This window comes from Tenacibaculum singaporense, assembly GCF_003867015.1.
Lineage (GTDB): Bacteria > Bacteroidota > Bacteroidia > Flavobacteriales > Flavobacteriaceae > Polaribacter > Polaribacter singaporensis.
Genome location: NZ_CP032548.1, coordinates 2,092,859 through 2,115,220 on the forward strand (window position 1 = coordinate 2,092,859; position 22,362 = coordinate 2,115,220).

General features: G+C 31.9%; 23 protein-coding genes and 1 riboswitch. Of the genes, 11 read left to right on the forward strand and 12 right to left on the reverse strand.

Annotation, left to right across the window (positions count from 1 at the left end; translation table 11 throughout):
* Window position 1: 1 nt before the first annotated feature.
* The 6 genes from D6T69_RS09240 to D6T69_RS09265 all read right to left on the reverse strand — a co-directional run bounded on the left by D6T69_RS09240 (window position 2) and on the right by D6T69_RS09265 (window position 4,449).
* On the reverse strand, window positions 2-325 hold the full coding sequence (locus D6T69_RS09240; RefSeq protein ID WP_125067466.1) for a DUF805 domain-containing protein: 324 nt from the start codon (window positions 323-325) through the stop codon (window positions 2-4).
* Between the two features lie 169 nt (window positions 326-494).
* Window positions 495-1,607: an ABC transporter substrate-binding protein gene (locus D6T69_RS09245; RefSeq protein ID WP_125067467.1), complete on the reverse strand. Its 1,113-nt coding sequence runs from the start codon at window positions 1,605-1,607 to the stop codon at window positions 495-497.
* A gap of 12 nt (window positions 1,608-1,619) precedes the next feature.
* A complete protein-coding gene (cobC, locus tag D6T69_RS09250; RefSeq protein WP_125067468.1) occupies window positions 1,620-2,147 on the reverse strand; it encodes an alpha-ribazole phosphatase in 528 nt (175 codons plus the stop codon).
* Window positions 2,132-2,902 carry an adenosylcobinamide-GDP ribazoletransferase gene (locus tag D6T69_RS09255; RefSeq protein ID WP_125067469.1) on the reverse strand — a complete coding sequence of 257 codons (771 nt, stop codon included), beginning with the start codon at window positions 2,900-2,902 and terminating at the stop codon, window positions 2,132-2,134. The genes cobC and D6T69_RS09255 overlap by 16 nt, the downstream gene beginning before the upstream one ends.
* A 2-nt stretch (window positions 2,903-2,904) precedes the next feature.
* On the reverse strand, window positions 2,905-3,942 hold the full coding sequence (cobT, locus tag D6T69_RS09260; protein WP_125067470.1) for a nicotinate-nucleotide--dimethylbenzimidazole phosphoribosyltransferase: 1,038 nt from the start codon (window positions 3,940-3,942) through the stop codon (window positions 2,905-2,907).
* Window positions 3,943-3,945: 3 nt separating this feature from the next.
* Entirely contained in the window at window positions 3,946-4,449 is a 504-nt protein-coding gene (locus D6T69_RS09265) for a bifunctional adenosylcobinamide kinase/adenosylcobinamide-phosphate guanylyltransferase (RefSeq protein WP_125067471.1), read from the reverse strand.
* A 101-nt stretch (window positions 4,450-4,550) separates the two neighbouring features.
* Here D6T69_RS09265 and D6T69_RS09270 point away from each other — a divergent pair, with 101 nt between their 5' ends.
* From D6T69_RS09270 to D6T69_RS09280, 3 genes are all read left to right on the forward strand, one after another.
* Window positions 4,551-5,489, forward strand: a complete 939-nt coding sequence (locus tag D6T69_RS09270) for an ABC transporter substrate-binding protein (RefSeq protein ID WP_125067472.1) — start codon at window positions 4,551-4,553, stop codon at window positions 5,487-5,489.
* Between the two features lie 9 nt (window positions 5,490-5,498).
* A riboswitch (cobalamin riboswitch) is annotated at window positions 5,499-5,693 on the forward strand.
* 31 nt (window positions 5,694-5,724) lie between these two features.
* The gene (locus D6T69_RS09275; protein ID WP_125067473.1) at window positions 5,725-7,605 is read left to right on the forward strand and encodes a TonB-dependent receptor plug domain-containing protein; all 1,881 of its coding nucleotides are present in this window, start codon (window positions 5,725-5,727) and stop codon (window positions 7,603-7,605) included.
* Window positions 7,606-7,609: 4 nt separating this feature from the next.
* The gene (locus tag D6T69_RS09280; RefSeq protein WP_125067474.1) at window positions 7,610-8,695 is read left to right on the forward strand and encodes a YncE family protein; all 1,086 of its coding nucleotides are present in this window, start codon (window positions 7,610-7,612) and stop codon (window positions 8,693-8,695) included.
* A 65-nt stretch (window positions 8,696-8,760) separates the two neighbouring features.
* Here the strand turns inward: D6T69_RS09280 and D6T69_RS09285 are convergent, their stop codons facing one another.
* Window positions 8,761-9,174: a thiol-disulfide oxidoreductase DCC family protein gene (locus D6T69_RS09285; protein WP_125067475.1), complete on the reverse strand. Its 414-nt coding sequence runs from the start codon at window positions 9,172-9,174 to the stop codon at window positions 8,761-8,763.
* A gap of 148 nt (window positions 9,175-9,322) precedes the next feature.
* On the opposite strand from D6T69_RS09285, the gene D6T69_RS09290 reads away from it, so the two are divergent.
* From D6T69_RS09290 to D6T69_RS09305, 4 genes are read left to right on the forward strand one after another with little or no spacing between them, the layout of a single operon-like run.
* Window positions 9,323-10,027 carry an ABC transporter ATP-binding protein gene (locus D6T69_RS09290; protein ID WP_125067476.1) on the forward strand — a complete coding sequence of 235 codons (705 nt, stop codon included), beginning with the start codon at window positions 9,323-9,325 and terminating at the stop codon, window positions 10,025-10,027.
* Window positions 10,028-10,029: 2 nt separating this feature from the next.
* Window positions 10,030-11,259, forward strand: a complete 1,230-nt coding sequence (locus D6T69_RS09295) for an ABC transporter permease (RefSeq protein ID WP_125067477.1) — start codon at window positions 10,030-10,032, stop codon at window positions 11,257-11,259.
* Window positions 11,260-11,261: 2 nt separating this feature from the next.
* Window positions 11,262-12,506, forward strand: coding sequence for an ABC transporter permease (locus D6T69_RS09300; protein WP_125067478.1), 1,245 nt, complete (start codon window positions 11,262-11,264; stop codon window positions 12,504-12,506).
* Between the two features lie 22 nt (window positions 12,507-12,528).
* A complete protein-coding gene (locus D6T69_RS09305; protein ID WP_125067479.1) occupies window positions 12,529-13,635 on the forward strand; it encodes an efflux RND transporter periplasmic adaptor subunit in 1,107 nt (368 codons plus the stop codon).
* 259 nt (window positions 13,636-13,894) lie between these two features.
* Here the strand turns inward: D6T69_RS09305 and gcvT are convergent, their stop codons facing one another.
* Window positions 13,895-14,977, reverse strand: coding sequence for a glycine cleavage system aminomethyltransferase GcvT (gene gcvT, locus D6T69_RS09310; RefSeq protein WP_125067480.1), 1,083 nt, complete (start codon window positions 14,975-14,977; stop codon window positions 13,895-13,897).
* Window positions 14,978-15,198: 221 nt separating this feature from the next.
* Here gcvT and D6T69_RS09315 point away from each other — a divergent pair, with 221 nt between their 5' ends.
* The gene (locus tag D6T69_RS09315; protein ID WP_125067481.1) at window positions 15,199-15,744 is read left to right on the forward strand and encodes a TlpA family protein disulfide reductase; all 546 of its coding nucleotides are present in this window, start codon (window positions 15,199-15,201) and stop codon (window positions 15,742-15,744) included.
* A gap of 18 nt (window positions 15,745-15,762) precedes the next feature.
* Window positions 15,763-15,984, forward strand: a complete 222-nt coding sequence (locus tag D6T69_RS09320; protein ID WP_099214301.1) for a VF530 family protein — start codon at window positions 15,763-15,765, stop codon at window positions 15,982-15,984.
* Window positions 15,985-15,987: 3 nt separating this feature from the next.
* Here the strand turns inward: D6T69_RS09320 and D6T69_RS09325 are convergent, their stop codons facing one another.
* Window positions 15,988-16,839, reverse strand: a complete 852-nt coding sequence (locus D6T69_RS09325; protein WP_125067482.1) for an alpha/beta fold hydrolase — start codon at window positions 16,837-16,839, stop codon at window positions 15,988-15,990.
* Window positions 16,840-16,896: 57 nt separating this feature from the next.
* On the opposite strand from D6T69_RS09325, the gene D6T69_RS09330 reads away from it, so the two are divergent.
* Window positions 16,897-17,607: a hypothetical protein gene (locus D6T69_RS09330; RefSeq protein WP_125067483.1), complete on the forward strand. Its 711-nt coding sequence runs from the start codon at window positions 16,897-16,899 to the stop codon at window positions 17,605-17,607.
* Window positions 17,607-20,051 carry a replication restart helicase PriA gene (gene priA, locus D6T69_RS09335; RefSeq protein WP_125067484.1) on the forward strand — a complete coding sequence of 815 codons (2,445 nt, stop codon included), beginning with the start codon at window positions 17,607-17,609 and terminating at the stop codon, window positions 20,049-20,051. Before D6T69_RS09330 ends, priA begins: the two co-directional genes overlap by 1 nt.
* Window positions 20,052-20,070: 19 nt before the next feature.
* On the opposite strand, the gene D6T69_RS09340 is transcribed toward priA, so the two are convergent.
* From D6T69_RS09340 to D6T69_RS09350, 3 genes are all read right to left on the reverse strand, one after another.
* Window positions 20,071-20,601, reverse strand: coding sequence for a hypothetical protein (locus tag D6T69_RS09340; RefSeq protein ID WP_125067485.1), 531 nt, complete (start codon window positions 20,599-20,601; stop codon window positions 20,071-20,073).
* A gap of 135 nt (window positions 20,602-20,736) precedes the next feature.
* The gene (locus D6T69_RS09345) at window positions 20,737-21,330 is read right to left on the reverse strand and encodes an FEKKY domain-containing protein (protein WP_125067486.1); all 594 of its coding nucleotides are present in this window, start codon (window positions 21,328-21,330) and stop codon (window positions 20,737-20,739) included.
* 11 nt (window positions 21,331-21,341) lie between these two features.
* Window positions 21,342-22,067 carry a (S)-benzoin forming benzil reductase gene (locus D6T69_RS09350; protein WP_125067487.1) on the reverse strand — a complete coding sequence of 242 codons (726 nt, stop codon included), beginning with the start codon at window positions 22,065-22,067 and terminating at the stop codon, window positions 21,342-21,344.
* Window positions 22,068-22,362 lie beyond the last annotated feature (295 nt).

Consider the following 22,362-nt stretch of genomic DNA (forward strand, 5'->3'; position numbering starts at 1 on the left):
GTTATATTTTAAAGTTTTCAGGAGAGCCAAAACTATTTTCTTTTGAGTCTCCTTTTTTAAATAATAATAAAGATAAAATATAAATATTAAATAATGGTATTAACAGTTTTAGAGAGTTGACACCTTTAATTCCCATATCTTGATAACGTTGCCATGCACTTAAAATTATCAGTAAATTTAAAAGGATGCTCCAAAATAATTTCACATATAATTCATTATCAAAATAAAATACAATAAATTCAATTAAACTTGAAAGTATAAAAAATAAAGCAAAAGTTTTTCTGCTAATTCTCTTACTCTCGTTATTTTCTTTTAAATGATTCATGTTTTTTTGATTAAATAATTTGAAATTAATTTTAATACCTTTCTGTATAATGTTTTAATAAACTTCCTTTTTTAAATTTTATTAACACTATTAGAAAATACTTTCATTTTAATGAATATATCCAATGATAGCTAATGTAGTGGTTTAAAGATTAAGAACCAAGATAAGTTTACTCCACTTCCTTATAAAAAGTCAATTCGTATTTTGGTAACAAATTAGGGTGTGTAATTTTTATCAAATCTTTTAACACTAAATCTGGGCGTACAGGAGAGAGTTCAAAGTAAATTAAACCACCAGTTTCTCCTTTGTTGTGTCCAATAGAAAATATCTTGTTATTGGTAAACGCATCAAACTCTTTGTAATGAATATTTGCGGTAGTTAACTGTTCTTTGGTAGCATACAAGCCACAGTTAAACCAAAAATCGGCGTGTTGTGCTTTTTCCAATACACTTTCAAAACTTAGAGGTAAGCTACCGGTTCCTTTGGTGTCTTTCCATAAGTAATTTAAGTTGGCATCATTGTAAAACGTCGCAATAAAACTTTCACCCGCAGGAACATTCCAAACATCTTTAAACATGCTTCCAGATAAAATAGTAGGCTGTTTGTCGCTGTTTTTAGCAATTTCTTTAGCTTTTAGATATTCCGCTTCTATGTTGTTGAAAATACTGTCTGCTTCCTTTTCTTTTCCGTATAAAGCCCCAAAAAACTTAATCCATTCTGCTCTTCCTAACGGAGTTTCTTCCAGCCAATCGCCATTAAAAATGACAGGAATTCCTGTTTTCTTTATGTTTTGGTATAGTTTAGTATTTGGATGCAAAGCAAAACCAATAACTAACTCAGGCTCAATATCAATCAATTTTTCAGTGTTCATGTCTTGTTCCAATCCTAATTCAACAATGTTACCTTCGTCAATTCTATTCCTTGTCCTTTTTGAAGAAATATATTTGGTGTGCGGAAAACCAACAATAGTGTTTTCAGCATTCAAAAGTTCCAACATCGGAATATGTGTAGTACTGGTAACCACCATTTTTTCAATAGGAACTTTAATTTCATTTTTAGAAAGGTCGGTTTTATCAGTAAGGGTGTAAGAAAAATATTCGTGCGAGCTTTGAAAAGCCTTTTTAATCACTAATTTTTTCACTCCGTTTTCAGAAATTATATCAAATCCCTTAGCGTATTTTACGGTACTTTGTACAGCTTTCTTTTCGGTAGTTTTTTTAGTTTTTTGTTTACATTGTGTAAAGAACACAAATAAGGAAAGAATAAATAAATAACGTTTCATAGTACTCTATTTTTATAGGTGGAAGGTTAGTGTATCTCCGTAATTTAGTTTTAATTCAAATGATTTTTCCAACGGAATTTTATTCATATAAGCCCAAAGGCTTCTCATTACTCCCGCATGGGTAACTAGCACAACTTTTTGATGATTTTTGGTTGTTAATTCGGTTAAAAAATTGGTAGTTCTATTGTGTAAATCGATATAAGATTCTCCGTTTTTAGCAGGAGTTTTTACAAAATCGTTCATCCAAATATCGAGCTCTTTTTTATCAATATCGTTCCATTTTTGTAGCTCCCAATCACCAAAATCAAGTTCTTTCAATCGGTTGTCAAAAATTACTGTAGATGAAAGTTTTTCAGCCAAAAGCTTACAGCGTTGTAAGGGACTGCTATAATACGTTACATCAGCGTCGTTGACAGGAACTTTTTTTAGAATACTACTCACTTCTTCCTCAAAAGTAGTCGCAACCTCTATATCTGCCTGACCATAGCATATACCTTTGGCAATATCAGGTGTGGTATGTCGTACTAAAATAACTTCCATAAGGCAAGTAAACTTAAGTAAAAAACAATTTCAGCTACTTGTTGTAAAGCACCCGCGCAATCTCCTGTTTGACCACCAATCCATTTTTTAAAGAAATGCCCCATATACAAATAGGTAAGTAATAAGGGAAGTAATACTAAAAATACCGTTGAATTTTGAAAGAAAAATAAGGGAACTACTCCGAAAATAGCTGATATGAGTAGCGATTTACTACTCATTTGTTTGGTGGTTGGTTTTATTTTAGAACTGTCAATATCTCTTACATAGTCATGTGTGTACAACAATACAGTTGCGATAAATCGGCTAATACTATGCCCTGAAATAATTACTAGAATTAAATTAACGGATAGGTTTTGTAAATGATATAGAGCTAAAAATTTTATAGCTAGGATAAAGACCAAACCACTCACTCCGAAAGTTCCGAGTCTGGAATCTTTCATAATGGTTAAAATTTTTTCTTTGGTCCATCCGCCGCCAAAACCATCGCATACATCGGCAAATCCATCTTCATGAAAAGCTCCTGTAATCCAAATAGAACTAATCATGCTAATTAGGATAGCAATATCCGTAGGAAAAATATAAGAAAAAGCAAAATAGGCTAGTGCTGCAATGCTTCCGACTACAATTCCTACTAAAGAAAAATAACGACTGCTTTTGTTGAGTATTTCAGGAGAATGATCTACCCATTTAGGACACGGAATTCGTGTAAAAAACAATACAGCTGTTAAAAAATAATGGATTTGTCTTTTTATCATAACTAGGCTTCGCTAACATTGGCACTTTTAAAAGTAGCCATTTCGTTTAAAAAGTTCACACTCGATTGAATAATAGGAAATGCAACCGCACAACCTGTTCCTTCACCTAAACGTAAACCTAAGTTTAAAAGTGGTTCAGCATTTAAGAATTCTAACATTTTTTGATGTCCTTGCTCTCCTGAATTATGACAGAAAATACAATAGTCTAGAATATCAGATTCCATAGCATGAGCGGCTAATAGGGCAGCAGTCACAATAAAACCATCAATTAGCAAGGTCATTTTTAAAGAAGCAGCTTCTAACATAGCACCACACATCATTACAATTTCAAATCCGCCAAAAGCAGTTAAGGCTTCCATAGGTGTTGAAATAGCATCAATATGTAAGTTGTATACTTTACGTAATGTTTCGATTTTTGTTTGTAGTCCTTTATCATCAACTCCAGTACCTCTACCTACACAGTTTTCAATAGGTGTATTGGTAAAATAACTCATTAACAAAGCTGCAGAAGACGTGTTGCTAATACCCATTTCACCAAAACCAATAACATTACAACCTTCGCTATATACTTTTCTTACCAACTGTCTTCCTTTTTCCAAGGCTTCTTGGCATTGCTCAGAGGTCATAGCTTTGGCAGTGCTATAGTCTTGCGTACCCTTAGCTATTTTGGCATTGGTAAGTTGTGGATGTGCTTCAAAATCAGCATTCACACCAGCATCTACAATGTTTAAAAGAATGTTATTTTGTTTACAAAACACATTAATAGCAGCACCTCCTTGTAAAAAGTTGAACACCATTTGTTGTGTAACTTCTTGAGGGTACGGACTCACTTTTCCCGTAGTAGCAATTCCATGATCTCCTGCAAAAACCATAATTGTAGGTTTTGAGAGTACAGGTGTAGTGGTATTTTGAATTAAACCAATTTGCATGGCGATCTTTTCTAAACTTCCTAAAGCACCAATAGGTTTGGTTTTGAAGTTAATTTCTTCTTGAAGTTCGTTTTGTAAATCTCTTGATAGGGGAGTTATTGTTGTTGTCATGTGTTATTTTAAAGTTAAAGGGAGACCAGATACCATAAAAGTTGCTTTATCAGCCAATTTTGCTATGTATTGGTTCGTCCAACCTTGTAGTTGTGTAAACTTTCTTCCAGATTCAGAATTGGCATGTAATCCCATACCAATTTCATTAGAAATGATGATAATATTGGCGTCAATTTCAACCAACTTGTTGATTTCTTCTTTAGCAATTTCTAGCGCCTTTTCAATATCATATTTTGTATCCACAAAGAAGTTAGTTAACCAGAGTGTAACACAATCAACAACTACCGTTTGTTTTTCAGAAATTACGTTACTTAACCATTTTTCTTCTTCAACAGTGGTCCAACGTTCATCTCTATCAGAAATATGTCTGTCAACTCGTTGCTTGAAATCTTCATCCCAAATACGAGAGGTGGCTAGGTAAATAGGGGTGTCAGATAAAGATTCTGCTAGCTTTTGAGCATAGCTGCTTTTACCTGAGCGTTCACCTCCTGAGATATAATATATCATGAAATCGCATTTTATGTTGACACAAAGATTGGAAAGATTTTTAATAAAAAACAAATTAAAATAGAGAACTGTTTATTTTTGCTGAACTAAAACCGCGAATTATGACAGTATCTTCTTTTATGCCAGCAGTAACTCAGATGATTTATGACATGGGGTTACAAGATTATTTAAACGGAATAACTTTTGAGTGCCCAGAAGTAGCTTTAAAAGAAAAAGAAGTAGCTGTTCGATATAAGTTAGAAGGAAAAGTGTTAACTAGTAAAGAAATAACGGCTATTTTTTCTAAAACCAAGGCAGAAGGAAAGACGTTGTATTATGTTGATGAACCTGTTTTAGAAAGCATAGCACCAGATATTGTTTTTACACAAGATGTATGTGATGTTTGCCAGATAGATACAGAATCTGTGGCAAAATCAGCTTACAAACTACCAAAGGTTCCTAAATTAATTTCTATTACTCCGAACTCTTTAGAAGATGTTTTTGATAATGCGTTAACCATTGCAAAAGCTATGAAGCAGGAAGCAATAGGAGAAGCGTATGTAAGTGGATTGAAAAAGCGTATTTATGATATTGTAGATGTGCAACGTGAACATAGAATCCAATCAAAAAGTGTGATGTTATTAGAGTGGATTGATCCGTTGTTTAATTGCGGACACTGGATTCCTCATCAAATAGGGTATGCAGGTGGTATTGATTTGTTATCGCATCCATCAGGAGATAGTATTGTAATTTCTTGGGATAAAATTGTAAAATACGATCCAGAGGTATTGATTATCGCTCCTTGCGGATACGGAATTGAGAGAACACTTGAAGACATGAAGTTTTTAGAAGAGAGAGAAGAATGGACGTCTTTAAGAGCGGTAAAAAATAAACAAGTATATATTGCCGACTTTGCCATGTTTACACAATCTTCTGCTGGTACTTTGGTGGAAGGAATTGAATGTTTGGCAAAAATGATTCATCCAGCTTATTATACCCTTCCAGAAAACTTACAAACAAAATTCGCAAATTATCATGATTTGATGGTTGCTAATTTATAAGAATACTATACATTTGCCGTGATTTTTGGTTTTTCTTTAATTATCTATTAAAGAAAATTAAAAGGGAATTCGGTGTAAAACCGAAGCTGTTCCCGCAACTGTAAGCTATTAAGCTTGTAACAATTACTCAAACCACTGTTTTTTTAATGGGAAGGTATGTTACAAGACGCAAGCCAGGAGACCTGCCAATTATTATAATTTAATTAAAACTTTCGGGATAAAAGTTTAATGTATAATGAAGAAAATAATAACAATATTCATACTGTTTTTTACAATTAATCTTTTTTCTCAAAAAGATACAATAGCTATTAACAAATTAAAAGAGGTAATAGTTAACGGGAAGAGAAATGTAGAAAAAAAACGCATTGCTACGAAAGAATTAAAGATAGGAGCTAAAGAACAAACTAAAAACCCTATCAACTTAACTAACCTCTTACGATATAATAGCCCAATAGCTTTTAGAGATTATGGTAATGGAGGCGTGAGTACTGCACGTTTTAGAGGAACATCGGCTTCAAATACATTGGTGTTATGGAATGGAGTACCTATAAATGCTGTAGGAAGCGGACAAACAGATTTTAACGCACTTTCTGCGAGTATAAGTGATAATATTGTTGTGCAAAGTGGGGGAAATAGTACTGAATATGGATCTGGTGCTATTGGAGGAACTGTTCATTTAAATGATGAGTTGTTGTTTAAGAATCATCAAAAGTTTAATTTGTTTACTTCTTACGGAAGTTACAATACAACGTCTAATTTCTTTAAAAGTTCAGCAGGAACAGGTAAGTGGAGTATAAAATTAGCTTCTACGTTTAATTATTCCGATAATGATTACACATACATAGATGAACGTTATAAAGATAGCGAAGGTGATTTACTAACTAATGAAAATGGTAAATACAAAAACTATGGAGTTAATTTTGTCATAGGTTATAAGTTTAGTCCTACAAATTCTTTATCGTTTTATTCGACTGCCTACTATGGAAATCGTTTGTTTTCTGATGGATTGCCGAACCCGTCTGCTGGAAGTGAACGAAATGAAGATTTTAATCAAAGAAACTTACTACAGTGGAAATATGCATTTTCTTCTCAGTTTAAACAAGAACTAAACTTAGCTTACCTAACGCAGGAATATAGGTATTACGGGAATAAAGATGCTGAAAATTACAGTTTTGGTAAGTCTAAAACTGCTTTATTAAATCACTCTTTAACTTATAAACCATCTAATGTTTTATCGTTTAATTATAAAACGATGTACGAAAACATTAATGGTGAGAATACAGATATTAATACCAAAACAAGAAATTCTGTAGCGTTTGTGGGTAGTGTTAAATATCAGCCTATTGAAAAATTAATAACGAATTTACAAGTTAGAAAAGAAATTAATTCAGATTTTAATGTGCCTCTGTCTTTATTCGTAGGAGGAGAATATAGATTAACTAATCAATTAAACATTCTAGCCAATTTTTCAACAAATTATCGAGTTCCTACTTATAATGAAATGTATTGGCCTGTAGTTGGAAATTTAAACTTAATACCTGAAAGCTCAAAACAAGGGGAGTTAGGAGTTTCTTTTAAAAAGAAAAACTTAAACATAACATCTACATTATTTTATATTTATATTAATGATAAAATTCTTTGGTTACCAACAGGGGGTAGTAATTTGTGGAGACCAAGAAACGTAAACGATGTAATAAATAAAGGTGTAGAAACTTTTGTAAGTTATAAGAAAGAGATAGGGGAGCATATTATTGATTTTTCTTCTAACTATACATTTACTTTGGCAGAAAACACAGAAACAAAAAAAACACTTCCTTATGCACCTGAGCATTTGTTAAATTTTAATATCAATTATAATTATAAAAGGTTTATTTTTTTTATACAAAGCTTACATCAAGGTAAGGTGTATACTAATGAAACAAACTTAGATTTTTATTCTTTAGATCCAGTACATGTTCAAAATGCAGGAGTAACCTTTAATTTATCTACAAAACAAACAAAGCTTCCAATGATAGGGTTTACGCTAAATAATATATTTAATAAGGTGTATTATTTTTCAAACTTACGTCCTATGCCTGGAACAAATTTTAATATCAATTTAAATTATAAATTTTAAACCAATGAAAATAACAAAACTACTTTTACAGCTTTTTTTAGTAAGTATAGTTCTTACTTCTTGTTCTAGTGAGGACAAAATAGTTGAAGTATCTAGAGAAGCATATGACAATGGCATAATTATCAGCTCAGAAGGAAACTTTGGAGCTAAAGATGGTTCAATTTCTTTTCTAGATAGTAGTATAAAAGAATCGGAAAACTTTGTTTATGCTGGAGTAAATGGAGCTTTATTAGGAGGATTAATACAATCTATCACGTTTACAGATACAGAAGCTTATATTATCTTAAATGATGTGAATACTATCGTAGTAGTTGATAGGGTAAGTTTTAAAAAGAAAGGCCAAATAACAACTGGATTTAATACTCCAAGATATATGACTGTATTAGGAAGCAAAGGTTATGTGACCAATTGGGGAGCTACAGATAATGAAAGTGATGATTTTGTTGCGATTGTAGATTTGAACTCTTTAAAAGTAGAAGGAAAAATAGACGTTGAGTTAGGTCCAGAACAAATACTGAATAAAGATAACAAATTATACGTCTCTCATAAAGGAGCTTATGGTTCAAATAATATTATATCTATTATAGATTTGAATGATAATAATAGTATTTCTACTGTAACAGTTAAGGATAAACCAGACGAAATAGCTTTTGATGGATCAGGTAACTTAATCGTTTTATCAGAAGGAAAAGCAGCTTATACAGGAGATGAAACATTAGGTGCTATCTCTAAAGTGAATATAGCAAATAAAACAGTGGAGGAAATTGTTTTTCCTGAAGGAGTACACCCTTCTTTAATGACTTTAGATAATAATAATTTGTATTATAGTATCGGAGCAAAAGTTTATAAAATGGGGGTAAATGACTCTAGTTTACCAGCATCTGAAATAATAACAGTTGATTTATTTACTGATGAGTCTAAAGGAGCTTATATTTTATTTTATGGTATGGGGGTAAAAGAAGGTAGGTTATATGCTTTGAATACTAGCTTTGTTAGTACAAGTGAAGTACAGGTCTTTAATTTATCTGATAATAAAAAGGTTAAAAGTTTTGAAGTAGGTGTAGGAGCTTCAAAAATTTATTTCAATTAGGTTGTATCCTAATAAAAAGGGAAGAATGCTATGCATAAGCTCACCATTTGGTGAGCTTATTTTTTTTATAAAAACTTATCTTGTATTTCTTTAGAAGGAATCATACATGCATCTTTTTTACCAAACCATTTGTAACGATTTTTAGCAATGTAATCGTATACAATATTTCTGAGCCCCTCTGGAAAGACCCAAAAAACTTGTGTTAGTTTCCATATCCCGCCAAAATCATTCATAATTTTTAACGCAGCCGTAGATTTAATATCATAAGCAACATTTGGTTCATATAAAATAATAGAATCAACCTTAGAAGTGTCTATCCCTAAATATTGTGTTATTTCTTTTCCTATATCAGATTGAAGAGAAGTAAATACAAACTGATTTTTGACATCATATTTTATAACTTTTAGAACACTATCGTTGCAAAAATTACAGACACCATCAAATAAAATCACTTTTTTATTACTAGGTAAATTGTTCATATTTAATTTTTTGTAAAAAATTAAGTGTTAACTTGTAACATAAATCAAAATTAAGCGTCTTGTAAGAAAGTAAATAACGATTTAACAATAATTTATCAGTAGATTAGAAAAATCAGCATTTATTTTTATTTAAAAATTAACTAACACTATGATTCGAATAGAAAATCTTCACAAATCTTACCCTATAGGAAAAGACTCACTTCATGTTTTAAAAGGGCTAGATTTACATATAAAAGAAGGCGAATTTGTATCTATTATGGGATCTTCAGGGTCTGGAAAATCTACTTTATTAAATATTGTAGGTTTATTAGATACACACGATGAAGGAAAATATTACTTAAACGGACAGTTAATAGAAAACTTAAATGAAAAGAAAGCTGCCGTATTACGGAATAAGTTTTTAGGATTCGTTTTCCAGTCATTTAACTTAATTTCTTACAAAACAGCCTTAGAAAATGTAGCATTACCACTATACTATAAAGGAATTTCTAGAAAAGAACGATTAGAAATAGCTTTAGAGTACCTTGAGAAAGTGGGATTAAAAGAATGGGCAAACCATTTACCAAATGAACTTTCTGGAGGTCAAAAGCAACGTGTAGCAATAGCAAGAGCCTTAGCAACGAAACCCAAAGTAGTATTAGCAGATGAGCCTACTGGAGCATTAGACTCAACTACAACTGATTCGGTAATGGATTTATTAAAAGAAATTAACGATGAAGGAATGACTGTTTTTGTAATTACACACGAAGAAGAGGTAGCGGCACAAACCAATAGAGTAGTTCGTTTAAAAGATGGAGTTATCATTAGTGATGAGTTAACAGGTGTAGCAACGAATAAAGCAAAAGCAATTTAATTATGTTTGATTTAGATCGTTGGAGAGAAATATTTCAAAGTATTGGTAAAAATAAGTTGCGTTCGGTTTTATCAGGATTCACAGTAGCCTTTGCCATTTTACTATTTACACTATTATTCGGAATTGTATCAGGATTACAAAATCAGTTTAAAACAGCTTTTGTAGACGATGCAACCAATGCTATGTTTGTAAGAGTATGGAAAACATCAAAACCTTATAAAGGGTTACAAACAGGAAGAAGAATTCAGCTAAAAAATAAAGATTTTGACTACGTAAAAGAAGAGTACGAAAACAAAATTCAACACTTAACAGCAAGAATATATAAGAGTGTAAATATTACTTATAAGAAGAATCAAAATAATTATCAATTAAGAGCAGTTCATCCAGATCATCAGTTTTTAGAAAAAACAATTATTGATGAAGGAAGGTATATTAACGACTTAGACTTAAAAGACAAATCTAAAGTAATTGTAATTGGTAGACTTGTAAAGCAAGACTTATTTGGAGAAAAACCAGCTTTAGGAAAAAGGGTAAACGTTGATGGAATTTCATATAAAGTAGTCGGAATATTTTCTGATAAAGGAGGAGATAATGAAGAACGATTAACCTACATGCCCGTAACAACGGCACAAAAATTATATGGAAATAACGATTACATCAGTCAAATTAATATAGGTTATGATCCAAAATTAAATCTTGATCAAGCCATTACTTTTGGTAATAGACTAGAAAGAGATTTACGTAAAAAGTTAGACATTCATCCTGATGACCAAAGTGCTTTATCGGTAAGAAATATGGCGGAAGCAAACAAAGGAATCAACCAATTTATGTTTGCATTGTATTTCATTGTCATATTTGTAGGTTCAGGAACTTTAATTGCAGGAATTATTGGTATTAGTAACATTATGATTTTTGTTATTAAGGAACGTACCAAAGAATTCGGAATTCGTAAGGCATTAGGAGCAAAACCATCTTCAATTATTGGTATGGTAATTCAAGAATCTATTTTAATAACCACAATAGCAGGGTACTTAGGTTTAAGTTTAGGAACCTATATTTTAAGTGCTATTGGAGATAGTTTAGAAAAATACTTTATAAAAGATCCAAGTGTAAGTCCAGGAATTGTAATAGGAGCTACCATTATTTTAATCTTATCAGGGTTAATTGCAGGGTATTTACCAGCAAAAAAGGCAGCACAAATTAAACCAATTGTAGCACTAAGAGCAGACTAATTATGAAGTTTTTATTTGATTCAGACACTTGGCAAGAAATTTACGGAAGTATTCGTAAAAATAAATTAAGAACGGGTATTACCATTGTAGGTGTACTATGGGGAATTTTCATATTGGTTGTCTTATTAGGAGCTGCTCGTGGTATGGAAAATAACTTTAAAAGAATTTTTGGAGACTTTGCTACCAATAGTGTTTTTATGTGGACGCAGAGAACTGATATGCCTTTTAAAGGATTTCAAAAAGGAAGAAGATTTAATTTAACATTTAAAGATATTGAGGTTCTTGAAAAAGAATACGCCAATGAAATAAAACTATTAGCGCCTAGAAATCAAACTAATGGTACTGTTGTTAAAGATTTTAAATCAGGAGATTTTCAAGTAAGTGGAGATTATCCAGTTTTAGATCGTGTACAAAAGAAAGATTTAATCTATGGAAGATTTCTTAATCAAAATGACATAAAGAATAATTCAAAAGTTTGTGTTATTTCTGAAGATATGTACAAACAACTGTTTGATAAAATGGAAATGCCTATTGGGCAGTATGTGAAGATTAGTAACGTAAACTATAAGGTTGTAGGAGTTTATAAACCTTCAAATACGATAGATATTGACGGAGATACAGCTTATATTCCATTTACTACCTTCCAAAAAGTATACAACACTTCAAATAAGGTAGACTGGATGATGATTACTGCTAATGAAGGAGTAGATATCAAGCAGATGGAAAAAGATATTCTATTAACCTTAAAAAACTTACATAAAGTACATCCGGAGGATAAAAGAGCTTTTGGTAGTGTAAACCTAGGAGATCAGATAGATAAGTTAATGGGCTTTTTAACAGGAATGCAGTTTTTAACATGGTTTGTAGGAATTGCAACCTTAATAGCGGGAGTTTTTGCCATTGGTAATATCTTGTTAATTACCGTAAAAGAGCGTACTAAAGAAATTGGAATTAGAAGAGCTTTAGGGGCAACCCCAAGAAGTATAAGAAGACAAATAGTATTAGAATCTGTTTTCTTAACCACAGTAGCAGGAATGTTAGGAATTATTTTTGGAGGATTTGTATTATTTCTACTAGACCGTTTAGTTGGTAGTGGAGACGATCCAACCCTAGTAAATCCAACCGTAAATATACCCATAGTAATGTTGGCCTTTTTAATCCTAGTAATTTTAGGAACCTTAATAGGATTAATACCAGCATATATGGCAACAGTAGTAAAACCAATCGAAGCATTAAGAGAAGAATAAAAAAAGAAATAATCAATTAATCATGAGCAAAAGAGCAAAAATTATCTTAGGAATAGTAGCACTATTATTTGTAGTCATCCTAATTTGGTTAGGGAAGAAAAATCAAAAAAGTGTGGTAACCTATGAAACAGAAAAACCATTTAAAACAACAATCGTAAAAAAAGCAGTAGCTACAGGAAAAGTGGTTCCGTTAGAAGAAGTTGAAATCAAACCTCAAATTGCAGGAATTATAGACAAAATTGTAGTAGAAGAGGGGGCTATTGTAAAAGCAGGAGACTTATTAGCAACGGTAAGAGTTGTGCCAAATGAACAATCGTTACAAAGTGCTAGAGGAAGAATAAACTCAGTACAAATTCAATTAAATAATGCTAAAACTCAATACGATAGAAACAAGAAACTTTTTGATAATGGAGTAATTTCTAGTCAAGAGTTTGAGGCATCTCAATTATCATACAATCAAGCAAAAAATGATTTGAGAAATGCTCAAAACGATTACCAAATCATAAAAAAAGGATCTGTAGGTTCTGCCGGAGCTAATACAAATATTAGAGCAACAACATCAGGTATGGTTGTAGAAATTCCTGTAAAAAAAGGATACCAAGTTATTCAATCAAACAATTTTAATGAAGGAACTACCATTGCAACGATTGCCGATATGGAAAAAATGATTTTTGAAGGACAAGTTGACGAATCAGAAGTAGGTAAATTAGTAAAAGGTTCAAACATAGAAGTTTCATTAGGAGCTATTGAAAACAAAAAATTTCCTGCAATATTAAACTTTATAGCACCAAAAGGAACTGAAGAAAATGGAGCTGTACAATTTAAAATTAAGGCTGATGTAAAACTTGACAATAATTATTTTGTAAGAGCTGGTTATAGTGCTAATGCAGACATAGTTTTAGAAAAGAAAGACAGTGTTTTATCTATTAAAGAATCATTATTACGTTTTGACAAGAAAACAGAAGAACCGTATGTAGAAGTAAAAAAAGGTGAAGATGAGTTTGAGAAGCGTGAGTTAAAATTAGGAGTTTCAGACGGGGTAAACATTGAAGTATTAGAAGGTGTAACTACAGAAGATGAAATTAAAATCTGGAACAAAGCATCAAAAGACGATGAGAAAAAAGATTAATAATATTTAAATTATTGATTTACAGTGTTAAAGCAGTTCTTTTAGGAGCTGCTTTTTTACTTTTAAGGAATAAAATAACACACTCATATCTAAAAAGGCGTCATTTAAGGAAGTTAAAACTAAAAAGGCTTTTTTGTTCTAGATATTTGAAGTGCTCAAAGTAAAAATGAGCATTTAATTTAATTTTTTGGGGAAAATTAAATTATTCTTTAAGGGGTAAAAGCAGCTTTTAAAAGCTGCTTTTTTTTAAGAAATATTATTAACCTTTATAAAAAGGTAACTTCACTACTTTAGCAGGAATTTGTTTTTTACGAACTTGGATAAAAATATCACTATCAACTTTAGAGTTTTCAATAGTAACATATCCTAATCCAATTCCTTTTCCTAACGACGGACTCATCGTTCCTGAAGTAACACGACCAATATTGTTTCCATCGGTATCAACAATTTCGTAATTATGACGAGGAACACCACGCTCAGTTAATTCAAATGCAACTAATTTACGAGTAACACCCGCTTCTTTTTGAGCTTTTAAAGCTTCAGCATTTACAAAGTCTTTCGTAAACTTAGTAATCCATCCTAAGCCAGCTTCTAAAGGAGAGGTCGTATCGTCAATATCGTTACCATATAAGCAATATCCCATTTCTAAACGTAAAGTATCACGAGCAGCCAACCCAATAGGCTTAACTCCCCAATCTTTACCAGCTTCAAAAACCTTGTTCCAAAGTTGTTCAACATCTTCATTTTTTACATATACTTCAAATCCACCAGAACCAGTATATCCAGTAGCAGAAACTACTACATTCGGAATTCCAGCAAAATCAGTGATTTCAAAAGTATAGAATTTAATATTCGATAAATCAACTGAAGTTAACGATTGCATTGCTTCTGCAGCTTTAGGACCTTGAATAGCCAATAACGACCAATCTTCAGAACGATTTTCCATTTCAACATTCAAATCGTTATGTTGAGAAATCCAGTTCCAATCTTTTTCAATATTAGAAGCATTTACTACTAACATGTATTCATTTTCAGCAATCATGTAAATAATTAAATCATCTACAATTCCTCCATCTGCATTAGGCATACAGCTATATTGCGCTTTACCAGGAACTAATTTAGAAGCGTCGTTAGAAGATATTTTTTGAATTAAAGCCAATGCATTTTCTCCTTTTAAAAAGAACTCTCCCATATGACTTACATCAAAAACACCAACTCCTTTTCTAACAGTTTCGTGTTCAGCAGTTACTCCTTCGTATTGTACAGGCATGTTATAACCTGCAAAAGGAACCATTTTTGCTCCTAAAGCCTCATGTACATGTGATAAAGCTGTATTTTTCATTATTGTGTATTGTTTGTTTTAAAAAAGTGATGCTAAAGTATTGAAAAATTAGCAAACAATATGAGCGAATCTGTGTAATATTATAAGAGGATATTACCTAAATGTTTGTTAATATTTTCTTGATTTGCCTTAAGAGCAGTAGATTTGAGAAAGATTAAAGAAAAGTAATTGTTGTAATGTTTTAGTATTTGAAACGACAATTCAAGCTAAAAAATAATTAAATGAAATTCAATAGAAAAACAATCTCAAACATTGTATTTGTCGTTATTATTGGTTTGTTACTATATCCACCAACAAAAGTCTATTTTATTAGACTGGTTTCGTTTTCACCTTCAACCATTACTGAAGAACAAAGAGAAGAGCTAGTCGACTATAATTGGAAATTAAAAGGGTTAAATACTACGAATATAGATTTTAATGAAACAAAAGATAAAGTAGTTTTTGTAAACTTTTGGGCAACTTGGTGTCCACCATGTATAGCAGAAATGCCAAGTATTCAAAAGCTATATAATGATTATAAAGATAAAGTTGAGTTTGTATTTGTAAGTAATGAAGATTGGACAACAATTGATGCTTTTTATAAAGACAAAGGCTACGATTTACCAACGTATAACATTTTATCAAAAGTACCAGATCAACTAGTAAGCAATTCAATTCCTGCGACGTTTATAATTGATAAAAACGGAACTATTGTCGTAGATAAAAAAGGACCTGCCGATTGGAATAGTGATAAAATTAGAATTTTGTTAGACGAATTACTGCAATAGAATATTTACCTTTGTAGCATGAGTCAAGAACAGCCAAATAATCCGCTTCACGGAATAAAACTAGCCACCATGTTAGAAGAATTATACTTAGAGTATGGTTGGGAAGAAATGGGAGAGATTTTAAACATAAATGCCTTTAAAAAGAATCCAACCTATAAATCTAGTTTAAAGTTTTTAAGAACAACACCTTGGGCGAGAGCTAAAGTAGAAAAGTTGTACCTACAAATGTTAGGCTATTAACGGTTAGCTTAGTACTAAATTACTCCATTCTTCAGGGTTTTCAAGCATTGGGAAATGCCCTGTATTTTCAAGCCATCGTAATTCATTATTAGGAATTTCTTTGTGTAATTGCTCTCCAATAGCCCTTACAGCAATAGGATCGTGGGTAGCCCAAACTATTTTTGTAGGAATAGGTGTTTGTGTCAATCCGCCAATCCAACGATGCCAAAAAAAGTAACGTTCATTAATATAGTTACTTAATAAATGAATAACATTCCGACCGTTATTATAATTTAACTGGAACCACATTGCGTTTAACTCTTCCTGAGAAACTTTAGAAGAATCAGCATAAATTTTGCGAATATTCCTGTTAAAAACAGTTTGATTCGCCAATTTAGCAACCCATTTTCCTGTAATTTTATTCTTTAATAACTTTTGAATAGTTCTTAGTTTGGCTAATTCAATATGCATGCTACCATTGCACAAAATCAGTTCTTTAATAGAAAAAGGAAGCAGGTTCATATTATTTCTAGCAATAATTTCGGTAGCGATACTCGTACCATAATCATGCGCTAGTATTGTAACTTCATTTAAACCTAGTTTTTTCCATAAAAGTAAGGCTATATCAGCTTGCTCAATTAAGGAATATGAATAGTTTAAAGGTTTATCAGAAAAACCAAACCCTAAATGATCGTGAATAATCACTCTGTATTTTTTTGATAAAAAAGGAAGCGCTTTATAATAATCAAAAGAAGACGTAGGATATCCGTGGAGTATCACAAGAGTTTCATCAGCATTTCCTTCATCAATAACGAAAACTTGTTGATTATTAATGGTGTAAAATTCACCCTTATTTTTCCATTCTAGTGAAGTCATAAATATAGAAGCTTTGGTGTTTACAATGTACTCATTTTTGTGTAGTTTTGATATTAGATGAAGAAAACCACTTTTTACATACTTCCTGTTTTATTTCTGCTAATTATTTCTTGTTCTAAAGCAGTAAAGGAGCAAGCTTTAACTATGAAAGATGTTTTTCCTACACAGAAAAACACAGATTCTACTTTTGTTTTTGATTTAGATACAATTATTAGTTTCAAAAACTATATAGAAAAATGCGAGTATTATGAGGAGATTACTCACAAGAAACAGTATGTAAGAACACAAAATAATGACATACCCTTAAATATTAATTTTTTTATAAAGTGTCATTTGCCAACTTTTTGTATTAAAGAAAAAAATACAATTGTATTGGAAGGCGATTTTAAAGAAGAAAAAACACTTTTTTTTCATGAAGATGAAAAAGTTCTTAGTGTTAAAAATTTTGAAGAGTATTTAAATAAACAGTTGTTAAATTGGGGAAAAGATTATGGATATTCTGATAGTCCAGATAGAAGTATAATACTACTTAGGTATCGAGATTTAACTAAAAAATCTAAAGAAAGAGTATATAAAGCATTGGATACTATATCAGTATCATATTTTAATTTTATTAATAGTTTTCAAAAGAAAAATATAGACTCTTTAAAGAGAGTATATCCTCTTCAAATATTATTGGAAAAAGACTTCAGATTGTTTGATAAGAAGGGTAATTTAATAGAATTTCCACCACCACCTCCACCAGTTCCATTAGAAATAGTAGAATAATGCCATATTTCATCGACGTCATATTACCCATTCCGTTACAAAAAACGTTTACCTATACGGTAACCGAAGCAGAAGCTTCTTTTTTAAAAAAAGGAATGCGTGTAGCGGTTTCTTTCGGAAAAAGTAAGATTTATACTGCCTTGGTGTTTAACATTCACCAAAATGCACCCGAATTATATGAGGCCAAAGACATTCATCAAATTTTAGATGATACGCCTATTATAACGGAACAACAACTAAAACACTGGCAGTGGATTTCGAGCTATTATATGTGTTCATTAGGAGATGTGTACAGGGCAGCTTTACCTTCAGCATTTTTGCTAGAAAGTGAAACCATCATCTATAAAAATGAAAACTTTGAAGAGGAAGCAATACTAACCGATGAGGAGTTTTTAATTTTTGAAGCTTTACAGCATCATTCACAGTTAACCATTCATCAGGTTGCTGATATTTTAGGAAAGAAAACCGTACTTCCTATCATTAACGGATTGATTGAGAAGAACGCAATTTACATTAAAGAAGAAATTTACGAAACGTACAAACCTAAACTGGTTAAGTATGTTCGGTTACATAACAACTATAACTCAAATGAAGGCTTACAAACGCTTCTAGAGGAACTTTCAAGAGCGAAAAAGCAACGAGAAGCTGTGTTAACGTATTTTCAGTTAGCAGCGGCTAAAAAGCCAATAAAAGCAAAAGATTTAGAAGAACAATCGGGAGCTTCTTCAACAGTTTTAAAAGCCTTGGTAGAGAAAGATATTTTTGAGTTTTATCATATTCAAACCGATCGTATCAATTATCAAGGAGAAACGAATCAGATAAAAGAACTGAATGAATTTCAGCAGGAAGCCTTCAATCAAATAAAAACTTCTTTTGAAACACAACAGGTAAGTTTATTACACGGGGTTACAGGCTCTGGTAAAACAGAAATTTATGTAAAACTAATTAAAGAAGTGATTGCTGAAGGAAAACAGGTGTTGTTTTTACTACCAGAAATCGCCTTAACAACCCAAATCATTACCCGTTTACAAAATTATTTTGGAAATTTTATTTCGGTATTCCATTCAAAATATTCGATGAACGAACGGGTAGAGGTGTGGAATAATGTGTTAGAAAATAAACCGAAAGCGCAGGTTATTTTAGGAGCGCGTTCTTCGTTGTTTTTACCATTTTCAAACTTAGGGTTGATTGTGGTAGATGAAGAACACGAAACGTCGTACAAGCAATTTGAGCCGTCACCACGTTACAATGCGCGTGATGCTTCAGTAGTATTAGGTCATTTACACCAAGCAAAAGTATTGTTAGGTTCTGCAACACCATCAATAGAGAGTTATTTTAATGCTGAGCAAAACAAATACGGATTTATAGAATTAACGCGTCGTTTCGGGAACATTCAGTTGCCTAAAATCGAGCTGATAGACATTAAAGAAAAGCATCGAAAAAAGGAAATGAATGGTCATTTTTCGGATCGTTTATTAAAAATGATTACGGAAGCGTTGGAGGAAAAAGAGCAGGTTATTTTATTTCAAAACCGACGTGGATTTTCGCCTGTGGTAGAGTGTACAACTTGTGGTGTTTCTCCTCAATGTCCGAATTGTGATGTGAGTTTAACCTATCATAAATTCCGTAAAGAGTTAAAATGTCATTATTGCCATTACCAACGTGCAATGCCGAATAGCTGTGGAGCTTGTGGAAGTGCTACCTTAGATACCAAAGGTTTTGGAACGGAGCAAATAGAATTGGAACTTAAAGAGCTATTTCCGAACCATACTATTGGACGAATGGACTTGGATACCACCCGAGGAAAATATGGGTATCAAAAGATTATTGGAGCTTTTGAAGCGCAAGAAATTGATATTTTGGTAGGAACGCAAATGCTTTCGAAAGGGTTGGATTTTGAAAATGTATCGTTGGTAGGAATCCTGAATGCGGATTCTATGCTAAACTTCCCTGATTTTAGAGCTCATGAACGTGCCTTTCAGTTGATGGTGCAAGTATCGGGTAGGGCAGGACGTACCAAAAAACAAGGGAATGTAGCCATACAAACCTACAACCCATACCATCAGATTTTGCAGCAGGTATCTACCAATAATTATACAGAAATGTATAAAGAACAATTGCAAGATCGTTGGCAGTTTCATTATCCGCCATACTATCGCTTGATAAAAATAACCTTAAAACACAAAGATTACACGCGTGTTGATAACGGTATCAACTGGTTAGCAAAAGCGTTACAAAATGTGTTTCACGAAAATGTATTAGGCCCCACAGCACCTGCGATTTCTCGTATTCGAAACCAGTATATTAAAAATTTAGTGATCAAAATTCCACCAAAACAATCGTTGGGAAAAACCAAAGAGCAGTTACAAAAAATTAAAAATACCTTTGAAGCTGTAAAAGATTTTAGACCGATCCGTTTTATTATTGATGTGGATGCTTATTAGATGGTTTTTTTAAACCTTTTTATTTAACTAAGAAAACTTTTGATGATTTTCCTGTTTTTCGATTAAATTTATCAATATCATTCAAGTTTTTAAAGTCTCGGTGCAGAATAGTAGATATTTCATTTGATAGTTTTCTAATATCATTACGGTATTGTTTCCCTATTTCTTGAATTTCTAAATCATTACTGAACTCATACTCAGTTTCTAAATTTTTTAGAAAAATATTCAATTCTGTTAACTTATTTCTTAAGTCGTCTGAATACCAAATATTAGACAAAACTGTAGTAGCTAATTTAACCATAAATTCATGGTAAATATCTATACTTCCCAAAATAAATGACCAAGGCTTCTCTTTTTCTTTAGTAGAAACTTTTAGTAAGCTTGTTATGTTAATTACTTGTTCATAAGCATGTAATCTTCGTTCTGTTACTTTTTCAAAGTATTTTAATTTATAATCAGATTTCTGCAAAAGTCTTTGAAAATATGCAGTGAAAAATGAAGTAACTAATGAACTTGAAAGTATAGTTATTATTATTTCCTCTGTAGTCATTTAATTTAAAAATTATTTGTTGGTAGTGAAGTTAACAGAAATTAAGTTGAGATTCAAACTGGATAGAGTTTTGAAAATTTTTAATAACCAAAAACCCCATTTTTTATTTGTTTTGTGTATATGTGTTAAGAATTGCTATTGATAGCCGATAACATCTTTTCTTACGGTCTTTCTCCATTTTCTTCCAAATTTTAAATCTAAAGTTTTAAAAATCCTTGTATTGTAATCAATTAAACATTCAGGTAGTCTTGCTTCGCAACCAAAATCATAATATTCAACACCATATTTTCTTTCAAATCTTTTATCTTTTTTAGTAGTAGCTATGGGGGCAATTCCACCCATTAAATAAAGTTTGGCTTTACCAGTTTTCCAATCTGATGATGCTTTCTTTTTATTCAGTTTACACTTAGCATTAACAACTATATGTTTAGGTCTTTTATAGTTTAGCCATTTAGATTTAAAGACAAATTCTTGGACATCATAATCTCCTGCAATTATAACTAAATGATATTCAGATTTTTTGTTTTTGGTAATAAATTTAAAATAACCTAAGCTATCTGCTTTAATAAAATCAGTACTACCTTTTTCAGAGATAACTATTTCTCCTACTGGTTTTTTGCGAGTGATAGAAGAAATAATTTTCCCTCTTATTGTATCGTTTGATTGTGAATGTCCTATAGTTATAAACGCTAGAAGACAAATTGTTAGCAGTATTGTTTTCTTTTTCATATTAATCTTCATCAAAAATTACGAATATCCACAATATCCCCATTTTGTAGTTTGTTTTGGGTGTCTATGGTAAAAATGGTTTCAGCAACGTACTCAGGAGTGTACAACTGGTCGTTTTCTTTTAAATCGATAAAGCGTTGTACGTTTTTAAAATCTTTTTCATCGGTACTTCTAATATCAGTTTGCATGTTGGTATCTACCACACCAGGGTAAATTGCATTGCATTTTACGCCATGTTCAAGCTCGTTTTGTTCCGCAGCAATGGTTTTGGTCATCATATCAATCGCAGCTTTAGACGTGCAGTAAATACTCCAACCTTCATACGGTTTTACCGCAGCTCCAGAAGAAATACTAATAATTTGTTTTTTACAGGTTAACTGTTGTGTGGCTTCAATAAACAAACTCGATAAAATAAGTGGAGTAGTGGTATTCAAATGAATACTTTTGGCAATATCTTCCGAAGGAATATTTTCTAGGTTCGCTATGGTACCGAGTCTTCCCGCATTATTCACCAAGGTAATCGATGAAACTTCCAATTTCTGAATTTCGTCTAATAACATTTTAAACGTGTTGTGTGTGGCTTTGGTATCAGATAAATCCACAGAAAGCTGTACCACATTTTCCAAATCGACAATGCTTCTGGATAGTGAGTATACTCTGTAATTTTCTTGTACGTATTTTTCGGCTAAGGCTTTACCGATTCCTTTACTTCCTCCGGTGATGATGATTATATTCATAGAGTAAAAATAGGGAAATATTGGTAGTTGTACTCTAAATTGTGAGATTTCTCCCTTCGGTCGAAATGACGAGTAACGTCATAGAGAGGAGTGATAACGACGTGGCTATCTTATAGTCGACATAAAGATTGCTTCACTATGTTCGCAATGACGGTTGTGAGTTGTCATTTCGAAGGAGGTAGGACTGATAAATCTTATAATAGAGTATTTGCAATTCTAAAAGATATTTGGAACTTCATTGAGTGAGATTTCTCCCTTCGGTCGAAATGACGTGTAACGTCATAGCGAGGAGTGA

Bases quoted from the DNA above. Each gene is read 5' to 3' on its own strand.
- D6T69_RS09240 (WP_125067466.1), bottom strand. From the start codon at position 325: ATGAATCATTTAAAAGAAAATAACGAGAGTAAGAGAATTAGCAGAAAA.
- D6T69_RS09245 (WP_125067467.1), bottom strand. From the start codon at position 1,607: ATGAAACGTTATTTATTTATTCTTTCCTTATTTGTGTTCTTTACACAA.
- cobC (WP_125067468.1), bottom strand. From the start codon at position 2,147: ATGGAAGTTATTTTAGTACGACATACCACACCTGATATTGCCAAAGGT.
- D6T69_RS09255 (WP_125067469.1), bottom strand. From the start codon at position 2,902: ATGATAAAAAGACAAATCCATTATTTTTTAACAGCTGTATTGTTTTTT.
- cobT (WP_125067470.1), bottom strand. From the start codon at position 3,942: ATGACAACAACAATAACTCCCCTATCAAGAGATTTACAAAACGAACTT.
- D6T69_RS09265 (WP_125067471.1), bottom strand. From the start codon at position 4,449: ATGATATATTATATCTCAGGAGGTGAACGCTCAGGTAAAAGCAGCTAT.
- D6T69_RS09270 (WP_125067472.1), top strand. From the start codon at position 4,551: ATGACAGTATCTTCTTTTATGCCAGCAGTAACTCAGATGATTTATGAC.
- D6T69_RS09275 (WP_125067473.1), top strand. From the start codon at position 5,725: ATGAAGAAAATAATAACAATATTCATACTGTTTTTTACAATTAATCTT.
- D6T69_RS09280 (WP_125067474.1), top strand. From the start codon at position 7,610: ATGAAAATAACAAAACTACTTTTACAGCTTTTTTTAGTAAGTATAGTT.
- D6T69_RS09285 (WP_125067475.1), bottom strand. From the start codon at position 9,174: ATGAACAATTTACCTAGTAATAAAAAAGTGATTTTATTTGATGGTGTC.
- D6T69_RS09290 (WP_125067476.1), top strand. From the start codon at position 9,323: ATGATTCGAATAGAAAATCTTCACAAATCTTACCCTATAGGAAAAGAC.
- D6T69_RS09295 (WP_125067477.1), top strand. From the start codon at position 10,030: ATGTTTGATTTAGATCGTTGGAGAGAAATATTTCAAAGTATTGGTAAA.
- D6T69_RS09300 (WP_125067478.1), top strand. From the start codon at position 11,262: ATGAAGTTTTTATTTGATTCAGACACTTGGCAAGAAATTTACGGAAGT.
- D6T69_RS09305 (WP_125067479.1), top strand. From the start codon at position 12,529: ATGAGCAAAAGAGCAAAAATTATCTTAGGAATAGTAGCACTATTATTT.
- gcvT (WP_125067480.1), bottom strand. From the start codon at position 14,977: ATGAAAAATACAGCTTTATCACATGTACATGAGGCTTTAGGAGCAAAA.
- D6T69_RS09315 (WP_125067481.1), top strand. From the start codon at position 15,199: ATGAAATTCAATAGAAAAACAATCTCAAACATTGTATTTGTCGTTATT.
- D6T69_RS09320 (WP_099214301.1), top strand. From the start codon at position 15,763: ATGAGTCAAGAACAGCCAAATAATCCGCTTCACGGAATAAAACTAGCC.
- D6T69_RS09325 (WP_125067482.1), bottom strand. From the start codon at position 16,839: ATGACTTCACTAGAATGGAAAAATAAGGGTGAATTTTACACCATTAAT.
- D6T69_RS09330 (WP_125067483.1), top strand. From the start codon at position 16,897: ATGAAGAAAACCACTTTTTACATACTTCCTGTTTTATTTCTGCTAATT.
- priA (WP_125067484.1), top strand. From the start codon at position 17,607: ATGCCATATTTCATCGACGTCATATTACCCATTCCGTTACAAAAAACG.
- D6T69_RS09340 (WP_125067485.1), bottom strand. From the start codon at position 20,601: ATGACTACAGAGGAAATAATAATAACTATACTTTCAAGTTCATTAGTT.
- D6T69_RS09345 (WP_125067486.1), bottom strand. From the start codon at position 21,330: ATGAAAAAGAAAACAATACTGCTAACAATTTGTCTTCTAGCGTTTATA.
- D6T69_RS09350 (WP_125067487.1), bottom strand. From the start codon at position 22,067: ATGAATATAATCATCATCACCGGAGGAAGTAAAGGAATCGGTAAAGCC.